The sequence below is a fragment of the Microcystis aeruginosa LEGE 91341 genome (assembly GCF_015206885.1).
Taxonomy (GTDB): Bacteria; Cyanobacteriota; Cyanobacteriia; order Cyanobacteriales; family Microcystaceae; genus Microcystis; species Microcystis aeruginosa_H.
On record NZ_JADEXY010000012.1, the window covers coordinates 34,752 to 48,143 of the forward strand.

General features: G+C 43.2%; 13 protein-coding genes and 1 pseudogene. 4 read left to right on the plus strand and 10 right to left on the minus strand.

From position 1 onward, the window contains the following. The first annotated feature begins 84 nt into the window (after positions 1–84). A complete protein-coding gene (locus IQ234_RS03605; protein ID WP_002788691.1) occupies positions 85–1,272 on the plus strand; it encodes a TRC40/GET3/ArsA family transport-energizing ATPase in 1,188 nt (395 codons plus the stop codon). Between the two features lie 156 nt (positions 1,273–1,428). On the opposite strand, the gene IQ234_RS03610 is transcribed toward IQ234_RS03605, so the two are convergent. The 8 genes and pseudogenes from IQ234_RS03610 to IQ234_RS03650 all read right to left on the minus strand — a co-directional run bounded on the left by IQ234_RS03610 (position 1,429) and on the right by IQ234_RS03650 (position 8,731). Next, the gene (locus IQ234_RS03610) at positions 1,429–2,184 is read right to left on the minus strand and encodes a cobalt-precorrin-6A reductase (RefSeq protein ID WP_193956071.1); all 756 of its coding nucleotides are present in this window, start codon (positions 2,182–2,184) and stop codon (positions 1,429–1,431) included. Between the two features lie 50 nt (positions 2,185–2,234). After that, a complete protein-coding gene (locus IQ234_RS03615; RefSeq protein WP_193956072.1) occupies positions 2,235–3,185 on the minus strand; it encodes an NAD-dependent epimerase/dehydratase family protein in 951 nt (316 codons plus the stop codon). A 49-nt stretch (positions 3,186–3,234) separates the two neighbouring features. Further along, positions 3,235–3,588 (minus strand): annotated as a pseudogene (locus tag IQ234_RS03620) (zinc ribbon domain-containing protein); the annotation flags it as partial. Then, complete coding sequence (locus IQ234_RS03625; protein WP_228008360.1) at positions 3,587–3,769, minus strand: hypothetical protein; 183 nt, start codon at positions 3,767–3,769, stop codon at positions 3,587–3,589. The pseudogene IQ234_RS03620 and the gene IQ234_RS03625, both read right to left, overlap by 2 nt. Positions 3,770–3,784: 15 nt before the next feature. After that, positions 3,785–5,017 carry an NAD(P)/FAD-dependent oxidoreductase gene (locus IQ234_RS03630; protein ID WP_193956073.1) on the minus strand — a complete coding sequence of 411 codons (1,233 nt, stop codon included), beginning with the start codon at positions 5,015–5,017 and terminating at the stop codon, positions 3,785–3,787. Further along, the gene (locus IQ234_RS03635; protein ID WP_193956074.1) at positions 5,014–5,973 is read right to left on the minus strand and encodes a hypothetical protein; all 960 of its coding nucleotides are present in this window, start codon (positions 5,971–5,973) and stop codon (positions 5,014–5,016) included. Before IQ234_RS03635 ends, IQ234_RS03630 begins: the two co-directional genes overlap by 4 nt. Further along, on the minus strand, positions 5,973–7,433 hold the full coding sequence (locus tag IQ234_RS03640; protein WP_193956075.1) for an MBOAT family O-acyltransferase: 1,461 nt from the start codon (positions 7,431–7,433) through the stop codon (positions 5,973–5,975). The genes IQ234_RS03635 and IQ234_RS03640 overlap by 1 nt, the downstream gene beginning before the upstream one ends. A 632-nt stretch (positions 7,434–8,065) precedes the next feature. Next, positions 8,066–8,731, minus strand: coding sequence for a DUF3782 domain-containing protein (locus tag IQ234_RS03650; protein WP_193956076.1), 666 nt, complete (start codon positions 8,729–8,731; stop codon positions 8,066–8,068). A 289-nt stretch (positions 8,732–9,020) separates the two neighbouring features. On the opposite strand from IQ234_RS03650, the gene IQ234_RS03655 reads away from it, so the two are divergent. After that, positions 9,021–9,443, plus strand: coding sequence for a SufE family protein (locus tag IQ234_RS03655; RefSeq protein WP_046663438.1), 423 nt, complete (start codon positions 9,021–9,023; stop codon positions 9,441–9,443). Between the two features lie 4 nt (positions 9,444–9,447). Here the strand turns inward: IQ234_RS03655 and IQ234_RS03660 are convergent, their stop codons facing one another. After that, positions 9,448–9,999, minus strand: coding sequence for a transcriptional repressor (locus IQ234_RS03660; RefSeq protein ID WP_002737956.1), 552 nt, complete (start codon positions 9,997–9,999; stop codon positions 9,448–9,450). A gap of 105 nt (positions 10,000–10,104) precedes the next feature. Between IQ234_RS03660 and IQ234_RS03665 the strand changes: the two genes are divergently transcribed. After that, entirely contained in the window at positions 10,105–11,370 is a 1,266-nt protein-coding gene (locus tag IQ234_RS03665; RefSeq protein ID WP_193956077.1) for a DnaJ domain-containing protein, read from the plus strand. On the opposite strand, the gene IQ234_RS03670 is transcribed toward IQ234_RS03665, so the two are convergent. Further along, the gene (locus IQ234_RS03670) at positions 11,323–11,937 is read right to left on the minus strand and encodes a molybdenum cofactor guanylyltransferase (protein ID WP_193956078.1); all 615 of its coding nucleotides are present in this window, start codon (positions 11,935–11,937) and stop codon (positions 11,323–11,325) included. The two genes, IQ234_RS03665 and IQ234_RS03670, sit on opposite strands and share 48 nt — an antisense overlap. A 149-nt stretch (positions 11,938–12,086) precedes the next feature. Between IQ234_RS03670 and IQ234_RS03675 the strand changes: the two genes are divergently transcribed. Further along, positions 12,087–13,226: a DegT/DnrJ/EryC1/StrS family aminotransferase gene (locus IQ234_RS03675; protein WP_193956079.1), complete on the plus strand. Its 1,140-nt coding sequence runs from the start codon at positions 12,087–12,089 to the stop codon at positions 13,224–13,226. The last annotated feature ends 166 nt before the right edge of the window (positions 13,227–13,392 follow it).

Sequence of the window (13,392 nt, forward strand, 5' to 3'; positions counted from 1 at the left end):
AGGTTTAGGAATCGCCGCACTTTTAGGGCGGCGAGGATGTCAAAATAAGAATAAGTAATGTAAATTTTCTTAGAATCAGCCCCCATGCGTGTAATTCTCATGACCGGTAAAGGAGGCGTGGGTAAAACCTCCGTCGCCGCCGCTACAGGACTCCGCTGCGCCGAACTTGGCTATAAAACCCTAGTTCTCAGCACCGATCCCGCTCACTCTCTCGCTGACAGTTTCGATCTCGAATTAGGTCACGATCCTCGTTTGGTACGTCCCCATCTTTGGGGGGCGGAATTAGATGCACTAATGGAATTGGAAGGCAACTGGGGCGCAGTAAAACGTTACATTACTCAGGTATTGCAAGCTAGGGGTTTAGATGGGGTGCAAGCGGAAGAATTAGCGATTTTACCCGGAATGGATGAGATTTTCGGCTTAGTTCGCATGAAGCGCCACTACGATGAGGGTACTTATGATGTGTTGATTATCGATTCCGCACCCACGGGGACAGCTTTACGATTGTTGAGTTTGCCAGAAGTGGGCGGTTGGTACATGAGAAGATTTTACAAACCTTTACAGGGAATGTCGGTGGCATTGCGACCACTGGTGGAACCTTTTTTTCGACCGATCGCCGGTTTTTCCCTGCCAGACAAGGAAGTTATGGATGCTCCCTACGAGTTTTATGAGCAGATCGAGGCTTTAGAAAAGGTTTTGACCGATAATACTCAAACCTCGGTTCGTTTGGTGACAAACCCCGAAAAAATGGTGATTAAGGAGTCTTTACGCGCCCATGCCTATCTAAGTCTCTATAATGTTTCCACCGATTTGATTATTGCTAATCGGATTATTCCCGACAAAGTAACCGATCCTTTCTTTGCTCGTTGGAAAGAAAATCAACAGGGTTATAAACAGGAAATTTACGATAATTTTCATCCTTTACCAGTTAAGGAAGTTCCTCTTTACTCCGAAGAAATGTGTGGTTTACCCGCTTTAGAAAGACTGAAAGAAACTCTTTTTGCTGGGGAAGATCCGACTAAGGTTTATTACCAAGAAAACACCATTCGGGTAGTTCAAAAGGAAAATAATTACAGTCTGGAATTATATTTACCCGGCATACCCAAGGAACAGATACAACTCAATAAAACTGGAGACGAGTTAAATATTCGCATTGGGAATCACCGTCGTAATTTAGTCTTACCCCAAGCTTTAGCAGCCCTGAAACCTTCGGGAGCAAAAATGGAAGATGATTACCTGAAAATCTCTTTTAGCAACGTGGTGAAAGTGTAATTTCCCCAGAGTAGGTGGGGAGTGGGAAGTGGGAAGTGGCAAGTGGCAAGTGGGGAATTTCATCACCCCATCACCCCATCACCCTAAAACCCCATCACCCCATCACCAGACAATTGACTTTTTCAACAAACCTTACTGATGATTTTCCCAGAAAAATCAAGAGAGCAGTCTTTTTTCTAACCATGCCAGGACACTTTCAACATCAGCCACTTTTTCTCCTTTAGGTATAGGTGGACGTTGTACCATGACCACGGTTATTCCCAACTCTCTAGCGGCGATAATTTTGGCGTAGGTGGCATCACCGCCGCTATTTTTACTCACGATCGCCCCAATGTTATATTCTTGTAAAAGAGAGCGCTCTGACTGTAAGGAAAAAGGCCCCCGTTCCAATAATAATTTTCCAACCGGTAGGATGGCATCTGGTTCCGGCGGGTCAATCATCCGCATCAAAAACCAGATATTTTTTAGATGTGCATAACTTGCCAGTTCTTGCCGACCAATAGTGAGAAATATCCGCGGCGCTAACCCAGGTAAAATATTCGCCGCCGCTTGATTGTTTTCTACTTCAATCCAATTATCTCCAGATACTTTTTCCCAAGCTGGACGACTTAACGTTAATCGAGGAATACCACAATCCGAAGCGGCTTGAGCGGCATTAAAGGAAATTTGCGCGGCAAAGGGATGGGTGGCATCAATTAAACAATCAATGCCTTCTTGCCGCAGATAATTGGCTAACCCGGTGGCACCACCAAACCCCCCCCGGCGAGAAGGAGTTGTGAGAGTAATCGGTTCTCTCGTGCGACCGGCAAAGGAAGCGATGGCATCTATACCCGGAATTGCCGCAATTTTAGCCGCTAATGCCGCCGCTTCCCCCGTTCCCCCTAAAATCAGCACTCTTTTATTTTTAGTCATCCAGCAATCGCCAAAAGGCTTCCACTGATATTCAGCAGACCCTAATTAACTTAACAATATAATCCCTGAATCCACTGCCATTCTTGGGCTAATCCTTCGGCTAAAGAGACTTGGGGATTATAACCTAGAATAGTACGCGCTTTGGTGACATCGGCGGCGGTGTGACGGGCATCTCCCCGGGCCAATCCTTGATGCGATCGCTCGATCGGTTTACCGATGACTTTTTCCATCGTATCCAAGACATCCAGCAAAACCACGCGACTGCCACCACCAATATTAAACACCTCACCCACCGCTTCCGGCACTACGGCAGCGGCTAAATTAGCGGCTACAGCATCGCTAATGAAGGTAAAATCGCGGGTTTGTTTTCCATCTCCGTAGATGCCGATGGGTTTGCCTGCGATCGCGGATTGAAAAAACTTATGGAAAGCCATATCGGGACGTTGCCGTGGTCCATAAACGGTGAAATAACGCAAGGCAGTGACGGGAACGTTAAAATTCTGGTGATATAGCCAACAGAGTCTTTCTGCCGCTAATTTGGTGATGCCGTAGGGTGAAACCGGTTGGGGACAAAGGGTTTCCGGAGTCGGCATCGTTTCCGCATTGCCATACACCGAGGAAGTGGAGGCAAAAACCATCCGTTGTAAAGAAGAGGTTTCCTTAGCGGCCTCAAGAATAATTTGAGTAGCATTTATATTTCTTTCGGTATATTGACGAAATCCATCACCCCAGCTTGCTCTGACTCCTGCTTGGGCTGCCTGATGGAATAATACTTCTACTCCTTGCAGCAGTTGTCTCCAGTCGAGGGCTTGTATATCCGCTTCAATTAACTTAAATTCGGGATATTTTGCTAGAATATGGGCGTTTTGGCGCTTTAAACTGGGGTCGTAATAATCATTAAATTGATCGATACCGATCACCTGATCTCCTTGTTCTAAAAGCTTTTGTGCCAAGTTAGAACCGATAAAACCCGCGACACCAGTAACAATATGAGTAGCCATTTAATCCTAGTCGTTGATATTTTGTATCGATTTTGACATACTCCCACCGTCAAGCTACGCTGTGACGGGGGATTCTTTCCATATCACTATCGGAAATTCCTTGTTCAACGAGACAGCTTAGATTCTCAATGTCTCCACTGAAAACCCACAGGCCGGACTCTCCCAAGGCGTTTGGGTCGGTTTCTGTTTGCCCAACAGTACCGTTGAGATAATTTTCCAAATATTGTAACCCTTTTTTAAGAATATTTATTGCTGCATTATGATCCCTATCTAAGATTGTTTGACAATCAGGGCATTGATGAGTTCTAGTGCTTAATGTTTTTTGAACTCTCGTCCCACAAACTGAACAATCCTGAGAAGTGAAATGCGGTGGTACAGCAATACAGACAATTCGTAGCGGTTTAGTTTTTTAGGGCTATCATATTTGGTTTTTTATGCAAGTTTTCCAGCAGATAATTATCAATTGGTAACTCTGTTAGTCTATCTTGATATTTTGGGGAGGAACTATTCAGAGACTTAAGGTTTTTAAGAATCTCTGGGATTGCTTGCCAAGGTGCTTCCATACTTTTGAGAAAGGTTTTCATGGATTTTAACTACAATTAACGAGTATTTTTTGATTCAATCGGTTGTTTAGATAACACCGGTGAATAACGGAGTCGGAGAAGAATTTTTTTTGCCCAATGTTGAAACACTTTCAACTGATGGCGTTTGCTGGGTAAACGCAGTATATAGACAAATCGACGCATTATATCGGCTAATTTACCAGTAATATTAATGCCAAAACTGGAGACAAGGGCTGATTGTTTACCCAGGGTTAACATATCACCTAAATGCAGATAATAATAGGGTTGGGGCGATTTTTTTCTGATTACTGCCGAGATATTTTTGGCTACTACACTGGCTGCTTGATAGGCTGCCTGTGCTGTGGCAGGAATTACCTGTTTACTAGGATAAATTTCGGCTAGATCCCCAAGGGCAAACACTTCGGGATAGTCGATTAATTGTAAACTGGAACGGGTTAATAATTTGCCTTGTGCTGTTTTCTGACAATCTAAATTATTGATCCAATCCTGTGCCTCAGTTCCTGCTGTCCACAATAATAAATCAATGGGGATAACCTCATTTGTATTATCTTTAAATACGGTTATGGAATTAGCGGTAACTTCCTTTAATCCCGTGTTTAAATAGAGACTAACATTCTTGGCTAAAAGGGAACGATAGGAAGCAACACGCACCGATTTAGGGAAGTTTTGCAGTATTTCCTCGTTCCTTTCCACTAGGTGAACTTTGCCTTTTTTTCCTAAACGATCAGCCACCTTACAGGCTAATTCTACCCCATTGGGACCGCCGCCAATAATGGCTAAATTAATTGAGGATTTTCCTTGAGTTTCTAAGTCATGAATTGCCGTTTGTAATTTTTCCACATCCTCTAAACTCCGAAAAGTTAGCCCATAATCGGCTAACCCCGGTATAGCCGGCCAACGATTCCGCACTCCCACCGCTAAAACAAGGTAATCGTAATCTATAACTTCCTCATTTTCTAAATATACTTGATGATTATTTAAGTCAATATTACTGGCTTTTTGAGGTTTTAAATTAACCTGAGTTCCTGTTAATAATTGACGGTAGGAGGGGGCAATTTCCCAGCGTTGCAATTCTCCTGTAATTAGTTCATAGAGAAGGGGAGTAAAGAGAAAATGGTCTTTTGGTTCGACTAAAGTTATTTGCCATTGACCTGATTTTACTGCTGTTAATCGACTCAAATCGAGTGCCGTATATAACCCTCCAAAACCACCTCCCAGAATGCAAATCTTAGTTATAGGTTTATTCATGGATTTTTATTCTCAGTTGTGTTTAGGATGGGTTTCAGTTCCGAAACTAATTGTTCTGAACGAATAATTCTTGCTGGAGGCAAAAGATGATAATGGGTATCAGCAAAAATGGTGGAATCGGTCTTAATATTCAAGTCTTTCGGATCATAAATTGTTGGCACAACCCGACTTAATTCTTCGGCAGATTTGCGAATATTAGCGACGGTTTTATCATCATTTTTAGCATAAACCCAGGGCAAAGAAACCACTAAAATCGCCCCTTTTGCTTCTAAATCTTTCCTGAGTTTTTCAATAGCTTTAATTGAGTGAGCAGAGGCAGGAGTATCAAAGGTCATTTGCCACCATTTCCCCGTTCTTTCCTTAACTATAGTCGGATCTCCTCTGTCAGTAATCGGCTCGGAATAATAACCCGTCATTCTGCCTTTTGTGAATAAATCAACCGTGGATTTAGTGACTGCACGCATCCCCGGAATACCTAATAACCAAGTATCCTCGATCATGGTTTTTAAAGGTATCCCACCTAACCCCGGTTTACCAATAGCGACGCTAAAAGGTGCGGATCCCCAAAGTCCTTCGCCGCGATTAAAACCGTCCTCATCCATGAGCATGAGATATTCAGGAATCAGCAGAATGACATCCCCTTTGCGTGCTTTTTCGAGAATCATAGCAGCAATGACATTTAACCCGATGTCCCCCTGTAAACCGAGGTTAACCACCGGAATTCCCAATTCTTTGGCCATTAGTTCCGAATTTATGGTATAATGCGCCCCCGATCCTGCCGTGACGATTAAACGCCGCGGTCCTTCGATCCTAGCTGCGATCGCTGATTTGTCTTCGTACATCATCCGCAACCAGCTTAATTCGCCGCCGTAGATGACATTATAAACAAAGCCGAGAGACCAAGCGACTCCTAGGGAAGCTAACCAAGGGAAAGGGTTAAATGATTTAGTATTCATCAGAATTCAAAGTAAATAAAGTCACCGGTATTAGTGGAAGCTAGGAGAATAGTTAAACCTAGCAATATTTTGGACAGCCAAGGCGATAACAATAGTTCATATTCAAACTTTTTCTGGGCAATAGCCAGATGTTCGAGGATTAAAACAATGATACCAAGAACTAAAGCAACGCTTAAAACTGCTCCTTGATTGAGACTATAGGAACTAAAAATCTCTCCGATATTAGCTAAGGAATAATTGAAAGGATTGGCAATAACCAGAATTTTGCCGATTAATCTTCTGGTGTTCATCTCCATGAAAAAGAGACAACCAAAAATGACCGCCAATTGCGTTAAAGCCCAGGAGACAATTTGCGGCTGAGAAACGTATTTTCCGACGAAAGCATAGAAAGGTCTGCCTAGATAACGCAGTAATAATAATAATGCCCCGTGGTAAGCACCCCAAAAGATAAAATTCCAAGCTGCACCATGCCAGAAACCTGAAAGAGTAAAGGTAATGAATAGATAAAAAGGCGCCCAATTTTTATTGGAACCCATCAGGGGTAAAAACACATAATCTCGAAACCAAGTGCTAAGGGTAATATGCCAACGTCGCCAAAATTCGTTAATACTTTGGGATGTGTAGGGAGCTAAAAAGTTTAATTCCAATCTAATGCCGACAAAATAGGCTAAACCAACAGCAATAAAGCTATAACCGCCGAAGTCAAAATAGATTCTCAGGGTGAATAAAAAGGCCTCAAACCAGATATACCAAGCATTGTCAATCATTTTATCTAATTCGATGTAGGGAGCTAGGTTATCGGCGAGGACAAATTTCATAAATAAACCGAGGGAAAGCCAACGCAAACCCTTCTCGAAGTTTTCTCCTGTAAATTTGAGGCGAAATCCCTCCATTTGTGGTAATAAATCCCGGCGACGCTCGATCGGACCTGCGACAATCTGGGGGAAAAAGGAGATAAAATTGACATAATCGAGGACGGCTAGGGGTTTCTTTTTCTTTTCCCGTAGGGAGTCCACCACGAAAGCCACCATCTGGAAGGTATAGAAGGATACCCCCGGCGGTATTTGGCTAGGCACGGGAATTGGGGAAAGTTCCTTCCAGTTAGGGGGGAGAGAAACGAATAATCCGATGATTTCCTCGACAAAAAAGCCGAAATACTTGAAGTAGGCGAGGACGAGAATATCGATGACGATAACGATAGTGGCTAGGAGATTCGCTTTCCAGCCGCTCATTTTCAGCACTAGCCAGACCATAATGTAGTTAAAGGCTAGGGAGACGATGAAAACGAGGAAGCTGGTACGACTGGCGTAATAAAATAGGATTAGGGACAGCACCGCTAATCCGACCCCATCAAAAACACCTCGCCAGAGATTGAAAGACTTCGCCAGGTAGCGCGCCGTTAAGAAAGGAACGCTAAAAAGGATTAATATCCACCAAAATATAAAATCAGAGTAATTCAAGCCTTGTTAACTCCTGATGGTCTGTGTAACCTTGTTTGAGATGGGTTTCCTGACTTCTGGTGCTCAGAGACGAGGGATTTTCTTGACAAGCCTATCAAACTTTGTCAAACTTGTCCATAAAATTACCTTCATCCATCCTAAAAAATCGAGGCTAGACAAGCAATGCTTTATCAAAAACTGTGATTGATTGTGAAGGTTCCGAATACGAAATTCTCGATTCTTTAGCGGCAACTTGTCAATTAGGACAAATTAAAATTATCATGATGGAATGACATAAAAAGGGTCCCGATGCTTTAGTCAAACATCTGCAAGACTTCGGTTTTATCATCTTCTCCCGGATGCCTCGCAGTAAAAATGTCGGCACTTTGTACGCAATTAAACCCTAAAGTATAGAAGTGAGGTGATAGGAAAATGGGGAAATGGGCAAATGGGCAAATGGGCAAATGGGCAAATGGGCAAATGGGCAAATGGGCAAATGGGCAAATGGGCAAATGGTTCTTCTGGTTTCTGTGTGGAAACGAGGTCTATACTGATAGTTTATTTAACAAAATAGTTCTAAAAGTCTTTCCCAGTAAACATTTCACGATTTCATAAGCAAAAATTATCACACAAAGTCGAGAAGAGCCGGGAAGTTACCAAGTATTCGGTTGAAAGTCGGCATCATTAATAATGGCCACCGTATCCCCGGAGGGTTTAATCACAAATAGACCTTTTTTATAAGCGTATCGATCGATTCCTTCGTTGATTTCAATTCCCGCCACCGCACCGTAAGCTTGATAGTTTTGATAATGGGGAAAGGCGATTTTAAAGCGGGTCAATTTTTCGATAAATTCATCCACATCATCTTTAGATAATCTAGATTTACATTCCACCACCACGAGATCGGTATCATCGACGGCTAGGATATCAATTTCCATGGCGATGCCCTGACGTTTGACTCTAGCGCGGGGATAAACTTCCTTAATATCGATGCCTTTTTCCTGAAAAAGCCGCAAAACCGCTGGTTCTACCAATTCTTCCACAAATCGACCCCAGCGAGTGGTCAGACTATCTACCGCTTTGCTGGTTCTTTCTACGGTGCGTTTCAGTTCTGCCATAGAGCGATCGGCCTCGGCAGCCCGGCGCTCGCTTTCTAATTTCGCTTCGGCAGCCCGGCACTCGTTTTCTAATTTCGCTTCGGCGAAGACGCGTTCCATTTCAGCCCGACGAAGATCGCTTTCCCGTAAACGGCGATCAAACTCCTCCGCGGAAGCGCGGAATAGTTGGTAAATGTCCTCAAGGGTTACAGGTTCACTCATAACTCATAACTTACTTCCAAAACACCCTCCATCATTTTAGCGATTCCGTCGAGAAGCCGGACGAGAGCGAGAGAGAAAAACGGAAATAAATATTAAGAATTATGTAAAAGACTTGACAAATGTGCGGGGGGGACTTTTTCTTGGAATTTACTTGGTTCCAAAACTTGCATAATCCTTGCAACGCTCAAAGAGCTTGATTTTAGATGAAACTAACCATATCGCTCAACCTCCGAGAGAATGCTAATATAAAAAAGCTATTGGCTAATTTTTTCCTATTTTAACTCGCAATATGCTCCCGTCTAATCTCGATCGCATCGTCGAACGCCTCAAACGTCGTACCGATCCTAAGCAAAAATACGAACAATTACTAGCTTTTGCTAAAAAACTAGAACCAATACCAGAATCTGCCAAAATACCCGCCAATAAAGTTCATGGCTGTGTATCCCAAGTTTATATCACTGCCGACCTCGAAAATGGCCAGGTTTGGTACAAAGGCGATTCCGACGCACAATTAGTCAAGGGTTTAGTTGCTTTGTTAATCGAGGGGTTAAATGGACTGACTCCCACAGAAATCCTGCAAGTCACCCCGGATTTTATCGAAGAAACCGGTTTAAAAGTCAGCCTTACTCCTTCCCGCGCCAACGGCTTTTATAATATTTTCCAGTTAATGCAAAAAAAAGCTCTCGGTTTTCAGTTGGGAATGTCCGCTTAGATGCCTAGTTTTCTGGTTCCGGTTCCTTTGATTCGGGGATCTCGCAGTTTTGGAAACGAGTATCCACCAGCGAACGCGTGCAACCCCAATTACTCGGTATTCCCGACGGCCAACCCATCCGCAAAGCTTCCGGACAGATGGCCATCACCGTTAACTGACAATCGATTAACTGAAAACCCTCTTTCTCACACTGTTTGAGACTGTGTTTGAGAATGGAATCATTGTTAAATTCGATGGTTTTATTGCACTGAATACAGACCAAATGATGATGGTGGTGGGGATAGGGTTGATTGAGTTCGTAGTGTTTATGACCCTCGGCCAATTCTAACTCCCGCAAAATTCCCATCCGCGACATCAGTTTAACACTGCGGTAAATCGTCGATAAACTAATTCCCTCCCCCCGTTTGTCCAGTAATTCCTGCAATTCTTCGGCACTGAGATGATTGCCTTTCGGTAAATTCTGGAAAACGTGCAGAATTTTCTCTCGCTGGGGAGTTAAGCGCCACCCCCGCGCGTTGAGTTCCGCTTTCAGGGAGGAAGCAGTGTAGGCAGACATAAGCGATCAACTCTCAATAAAAGCTATTTAATTGACAATGATAGTCGTTTCGGCGAGCCATTGGCAACAATTTTCAGTAGTTGAAAATTCTCCCCCCATTCAAGTATGAAAAATTACTATGAAATCCTCCAAATTCCCCGTAATGCCAGCAATAATCAGATAAAAGCCGCTTTTCGTCGTCTGGCCCGGCAATATCACCCCGATTATAATCCCAATGATCCAGAGGCAGTGACAAAATTTCGGGAAATTGAACAAGCTTATCGGGTTTTGAGGGATAAAGGGCAAAGAAAAGAGTATGATCGCAGTTTATCCCCAGAAATCCCCACTTTTAACCGCAGTGCCGAGGATTTTTATCAACAGGGATGGCACTACGCTCAAGAGAAAAATTATCAACTAGCGATCGCATTTTACCAGCAAGCGATCGCAATTAATCCGCAATTTTGGCAGGCCTATCTGCAACGGGCGGAAGTTTACTACCATAATCAGCAGGATAGGCAAGTTTTAAGCGATTGTCGGCAAGTTTTGCAGCTAAAACCCGATTGTTCCCAAGCTTACTATTACCTCGGTTTATCCCGTCAACGACTCGGTTACACCCAATCTTCCCTAGAAGCTTATGGAAAAGCAATCGCCATTGACCAAAATAATCCCCAATTCTATTATCAAAGAGGATTGGCTCTAGAGGAACTCTCGGAACTGCCAGCAGCACGAAAAGATTTTCAAATAGCGGCCAAGAAATTTAAGCAGCAGGGAAATTTTCGCCGCTATCATGCCATTGAAAATAAATTAAGAGACCCTCAGAAAAGTTATCGACAACGGCAATCGATCGAGTGGTCAAAAACCCTTTTTATTCTCTTTAATTTGCTGAAAATCTCTTTTTTATCTTTGCTCAAACCCAAGACGGGTCTAGCAGAGGCCTTTTTAAAGTTCAACCGTAATCAGGCTTTAGCTACGGGGGTATTGGCGGCAATCATCAGCAGTTTTTTTATCACTTTTACTTGGCAAAACTGGACAGTTAAATCTGAGTTTTTACTGTTATTAGGTTGGTCAGTATTTCCTTTTATTATTCTGACTTTATCTAGTTGGTTAGGCAGAAAATTAAGTAATAAATATGGTAGTCTCACTGGCGATATATTTTTAGCTGGCCTGATAATTTTGCCCTTTTCCCTCGTCATTTGGCTCACTTCCTATTTATCCATAAATGGCGATATTATCGGCGCAATTATCGGTGTAACTGGAGGTTATCTAACCGGAATACTCTACTATAGTTATCGCCATTTATCCAATATTTCCTCGCAGATATCTTTACTTTTAATTCCTTTTGTGCTAGGTTTTCTTACGGTTAATATCTGGGGAGTTTATTATTATCTCTAAATCTTCTGGGGTATTACAGTTAAATAATATCTCAGAATTATCGATGATTAATTCCTCCACCACAGCGGCATTTAACCACTTTTGAAAAGAAGTTCCCCCCTGCTTAATATAAGTCTGCAAAGATTCTAAACAACGACGATGATAAAAAGCACAGAGAGGCTCCCAACGATTGCCGCAGCGGGGAACCAAAGCCATGGCATTTTCTGGTACATTGGCTAATAATCTTGACCATTCTTGAATAATTGGGGGCGTTAGTAACGGTAAATCGCAAGGGAGTAATAAAACCCAATCGGTTGATACAAAAGTTAATCCCAAGGCAAAGGCCAATAAAGGTCCCCCAGTGGGGAGAGGTTCCTTGATTATTTGGCAGTATTGGGGAATGATCATCTGGTAACGTTCCGGCCAGGGCGTAATCACAGACACTTGTACCGCACAATCTTGGGCAATTAAACAGATATTCTCCAGAAAAGAGAGACCCTGAAAAGATAACAAAGCTTTATCTCGTCCCATGCGGGAACTTTCGCCACCGGCCAGAATTAACGCCGTTAAAGCGGGAAAATCACTCATAATAACCAGTTCTAGAGGATAAACCACAGAGGCACAAAGGACACGGAGAAGAAGACAGAAAGAACAAGAGAGCCTAAAAATCTAGGCAACTTGCTCAAACCTATGCTAGTCTCTTGACAATTAATAATGTCTCCCTAAACAAGCAATAGATGAATTCCCATTTAATCAAAGTTCCCTTTGTCGATTTAACTTGGCAAAATCAGCCCCTACAAGCAAAAATTACCGAGGCAATCCAAACAGTTATCAACCGAGGAGATTTTGTTTTAGGCCAAGCTTTAGCCGAATTTGAAACCGCCTTTGCCCAAGCTTGCGGAGTCGAGTATGCTGTGGGAGTAGCTTCTGGCACTGCCGCTCTTGCCCTAGCTTTACAAGCTTACGGCATCGGTGCTGGGGATGAAGTGCTAGTCCCCGCTAATACCTTTGTCGCCACCCTCATGGGTGTTATTCAAGCGGGAGCTAAACCAGTTTTAGTTGATTGTCACCTCGAGACGGCCTTAATTGACCTCGCGGCGGCCGCCCAAAGAATTACCCCCAAGACCCGCGCCATTCTCCCCGTACACCTGTACGGACAGATGGTATCACCCCAACAATTACAGGATTTTTCCCGCAGCCATAATCTGACTATCTTTGAAGATGGGGCCCAGGCCCATTTAGCCAGTAGAGAAGGTTATCGCGCCGGCAGCATCGGTGTGGCGGCGGGGTTTAGTTTTTATCCCAGTAAAAATTTAGGCGCTTTTGGCAATGGCGGAATGTTAGTGAGCAATGATCCTGAAATTAGCCAAAAAGCCCGCAGTTTAAGAAATTATGGCGCACCGAGCAAGTATTTTCACACCGATATCGGCACTAACAGCCGTTTGGATAGCATACAAGCCGCCATTTTAAACGTTAAATTACCCCATCTGGAAGGCTGGAATCAGGCCCGTCAGCGAGCAGCAAGACAATATGATCAGCTTTTGGCTCCTTTAGCCAATAAGGGCATTTTACCCATAAGAGACGAAACCAAAACCAGTCATGTCTATCATCTCTACGTTATTCGCATTCTCCCCCATTGTCCGGTTAATCGCCAACAATTACAAGAACAATTAACTACCGTCGGTATTCAAACCGGCATTCATTATCCGATTCCTTGTCATCTGCAACCGGCCTATCGCTACCTGGGTTATCAACAGGGAGACTTTCCTAATTCAGAGATTCTCTGTGAAGAAATTGTCTCTCTCCCCATGTACCCCGGTATCAGCGAGGAGCAAATTGAAACCGTGGTTGAACAAATCACTGCGATCATCGGGTAACATAAATTCAGAATTTGTCACTAAATCGCTCTGTCCTATAGACCTCCTGCAAAAATAGGAACTGATTATGTAAAATAAAGTAAAACACTCAGAAAAACAATGACTTACGAAAAAGTAAAAAATTTGAATCCAGAAGAGTTTAAACGCTTTTGTGGAGTATATCCTG

What these genes read in the sequence shown, in the direction of transcription:
- IQ234_RS03605 (WP_002788691.1), top strand. Translation starts at nt 85, where the DNA reads ATGCGTGTAATTCTCATGACCGGTAAAGGAGGCGTGGGTAAAACCTCC.
- IQ234_RS03610 (WP_193956071.1), bottom strand. Translation starts at nt 2,184, where the DNA reads ATGACTAAAAATAAAAGAGTGCTGATTTTAGGGGGAACGGGGGAAGCG.
- IQ234_RS03615 (WP_193956072.1), bottom strand. Translation starts at nt 3,185, where the DNA reads ATGGCTACTCATATTGTTACTGGTGTCGCGGGTTTTATCGGTTCTAAC.
- IQ234_RS03625 (WP_228008360.1), bottom strand. Translation starts at nt 3,769, where the DNA reads ATGAAAACCTTTCTCAAAAGTATGGAAGCACCTTGGCAAGCAATCCCA.
- IQ234_RS03630 (WP_193956073.1), bottom strand. Translation starts at nt 5,017, where the DNA reads ATGAATAAACCTATAACTAAGATTTGCATTCTGGGAGGTGGTTTTGGA.
- IQ234_RS03635 (WP_193956074.1), bottom strand. Translation starts at nt 5,973, where the DNA reads ATGAATACTAAATCATTTAACCCTTTCCCTTGGTTAGCTTCCCTAGGA.
- IQ234_RS03650 (WP_193956076.1), bottom strand. Translation starts at nt 8,731, where the DNA reads ATGAGTGAACCTGTAACCCTTGAGGACATTTACCAACTATTCCGCGCT.
- IQ234_RS03655 (WP_046663438.1), top strand. Translation starts at nt 9,021, where the DNA reads ATGCTCCCGTCTAATCTCGATCGCATCGTCGAACGCCTCAAACGTCGT.
- IQ234_RS03660 (WP_002737956.1), bottom strand. Translation starts at nt 9,999, where the DNA reads ATGTCTGCCTACACTGCTTCCTCCCTGAAAGCGGAACTCAACGCGCGG.
- IQ234_RS03665 (WP_193956077.1), top strand. Translation starts at nt 10,105, where the DNA reads ATGAAAAATTACTATGAAATCCTCCAAATTCCCCGTAATGCCAGCAAT.
- IQ234_RS03670 (WP_193956078.1), bottom strand. Translation starts at nt 11,937, where the DNA reads ATGAGTGATTTTCCCGCTTTAACGGCGTTAATTCTGGCCGGTGGCGAA.
- IQ234_RS03675 (WP_193956079.1), top strand. Translation starts at nt 12,087, where the DNA reads ATGAATTCCCATTTAATCAAAGTTCCCTTTGTCGATTTAACTTGGCAA.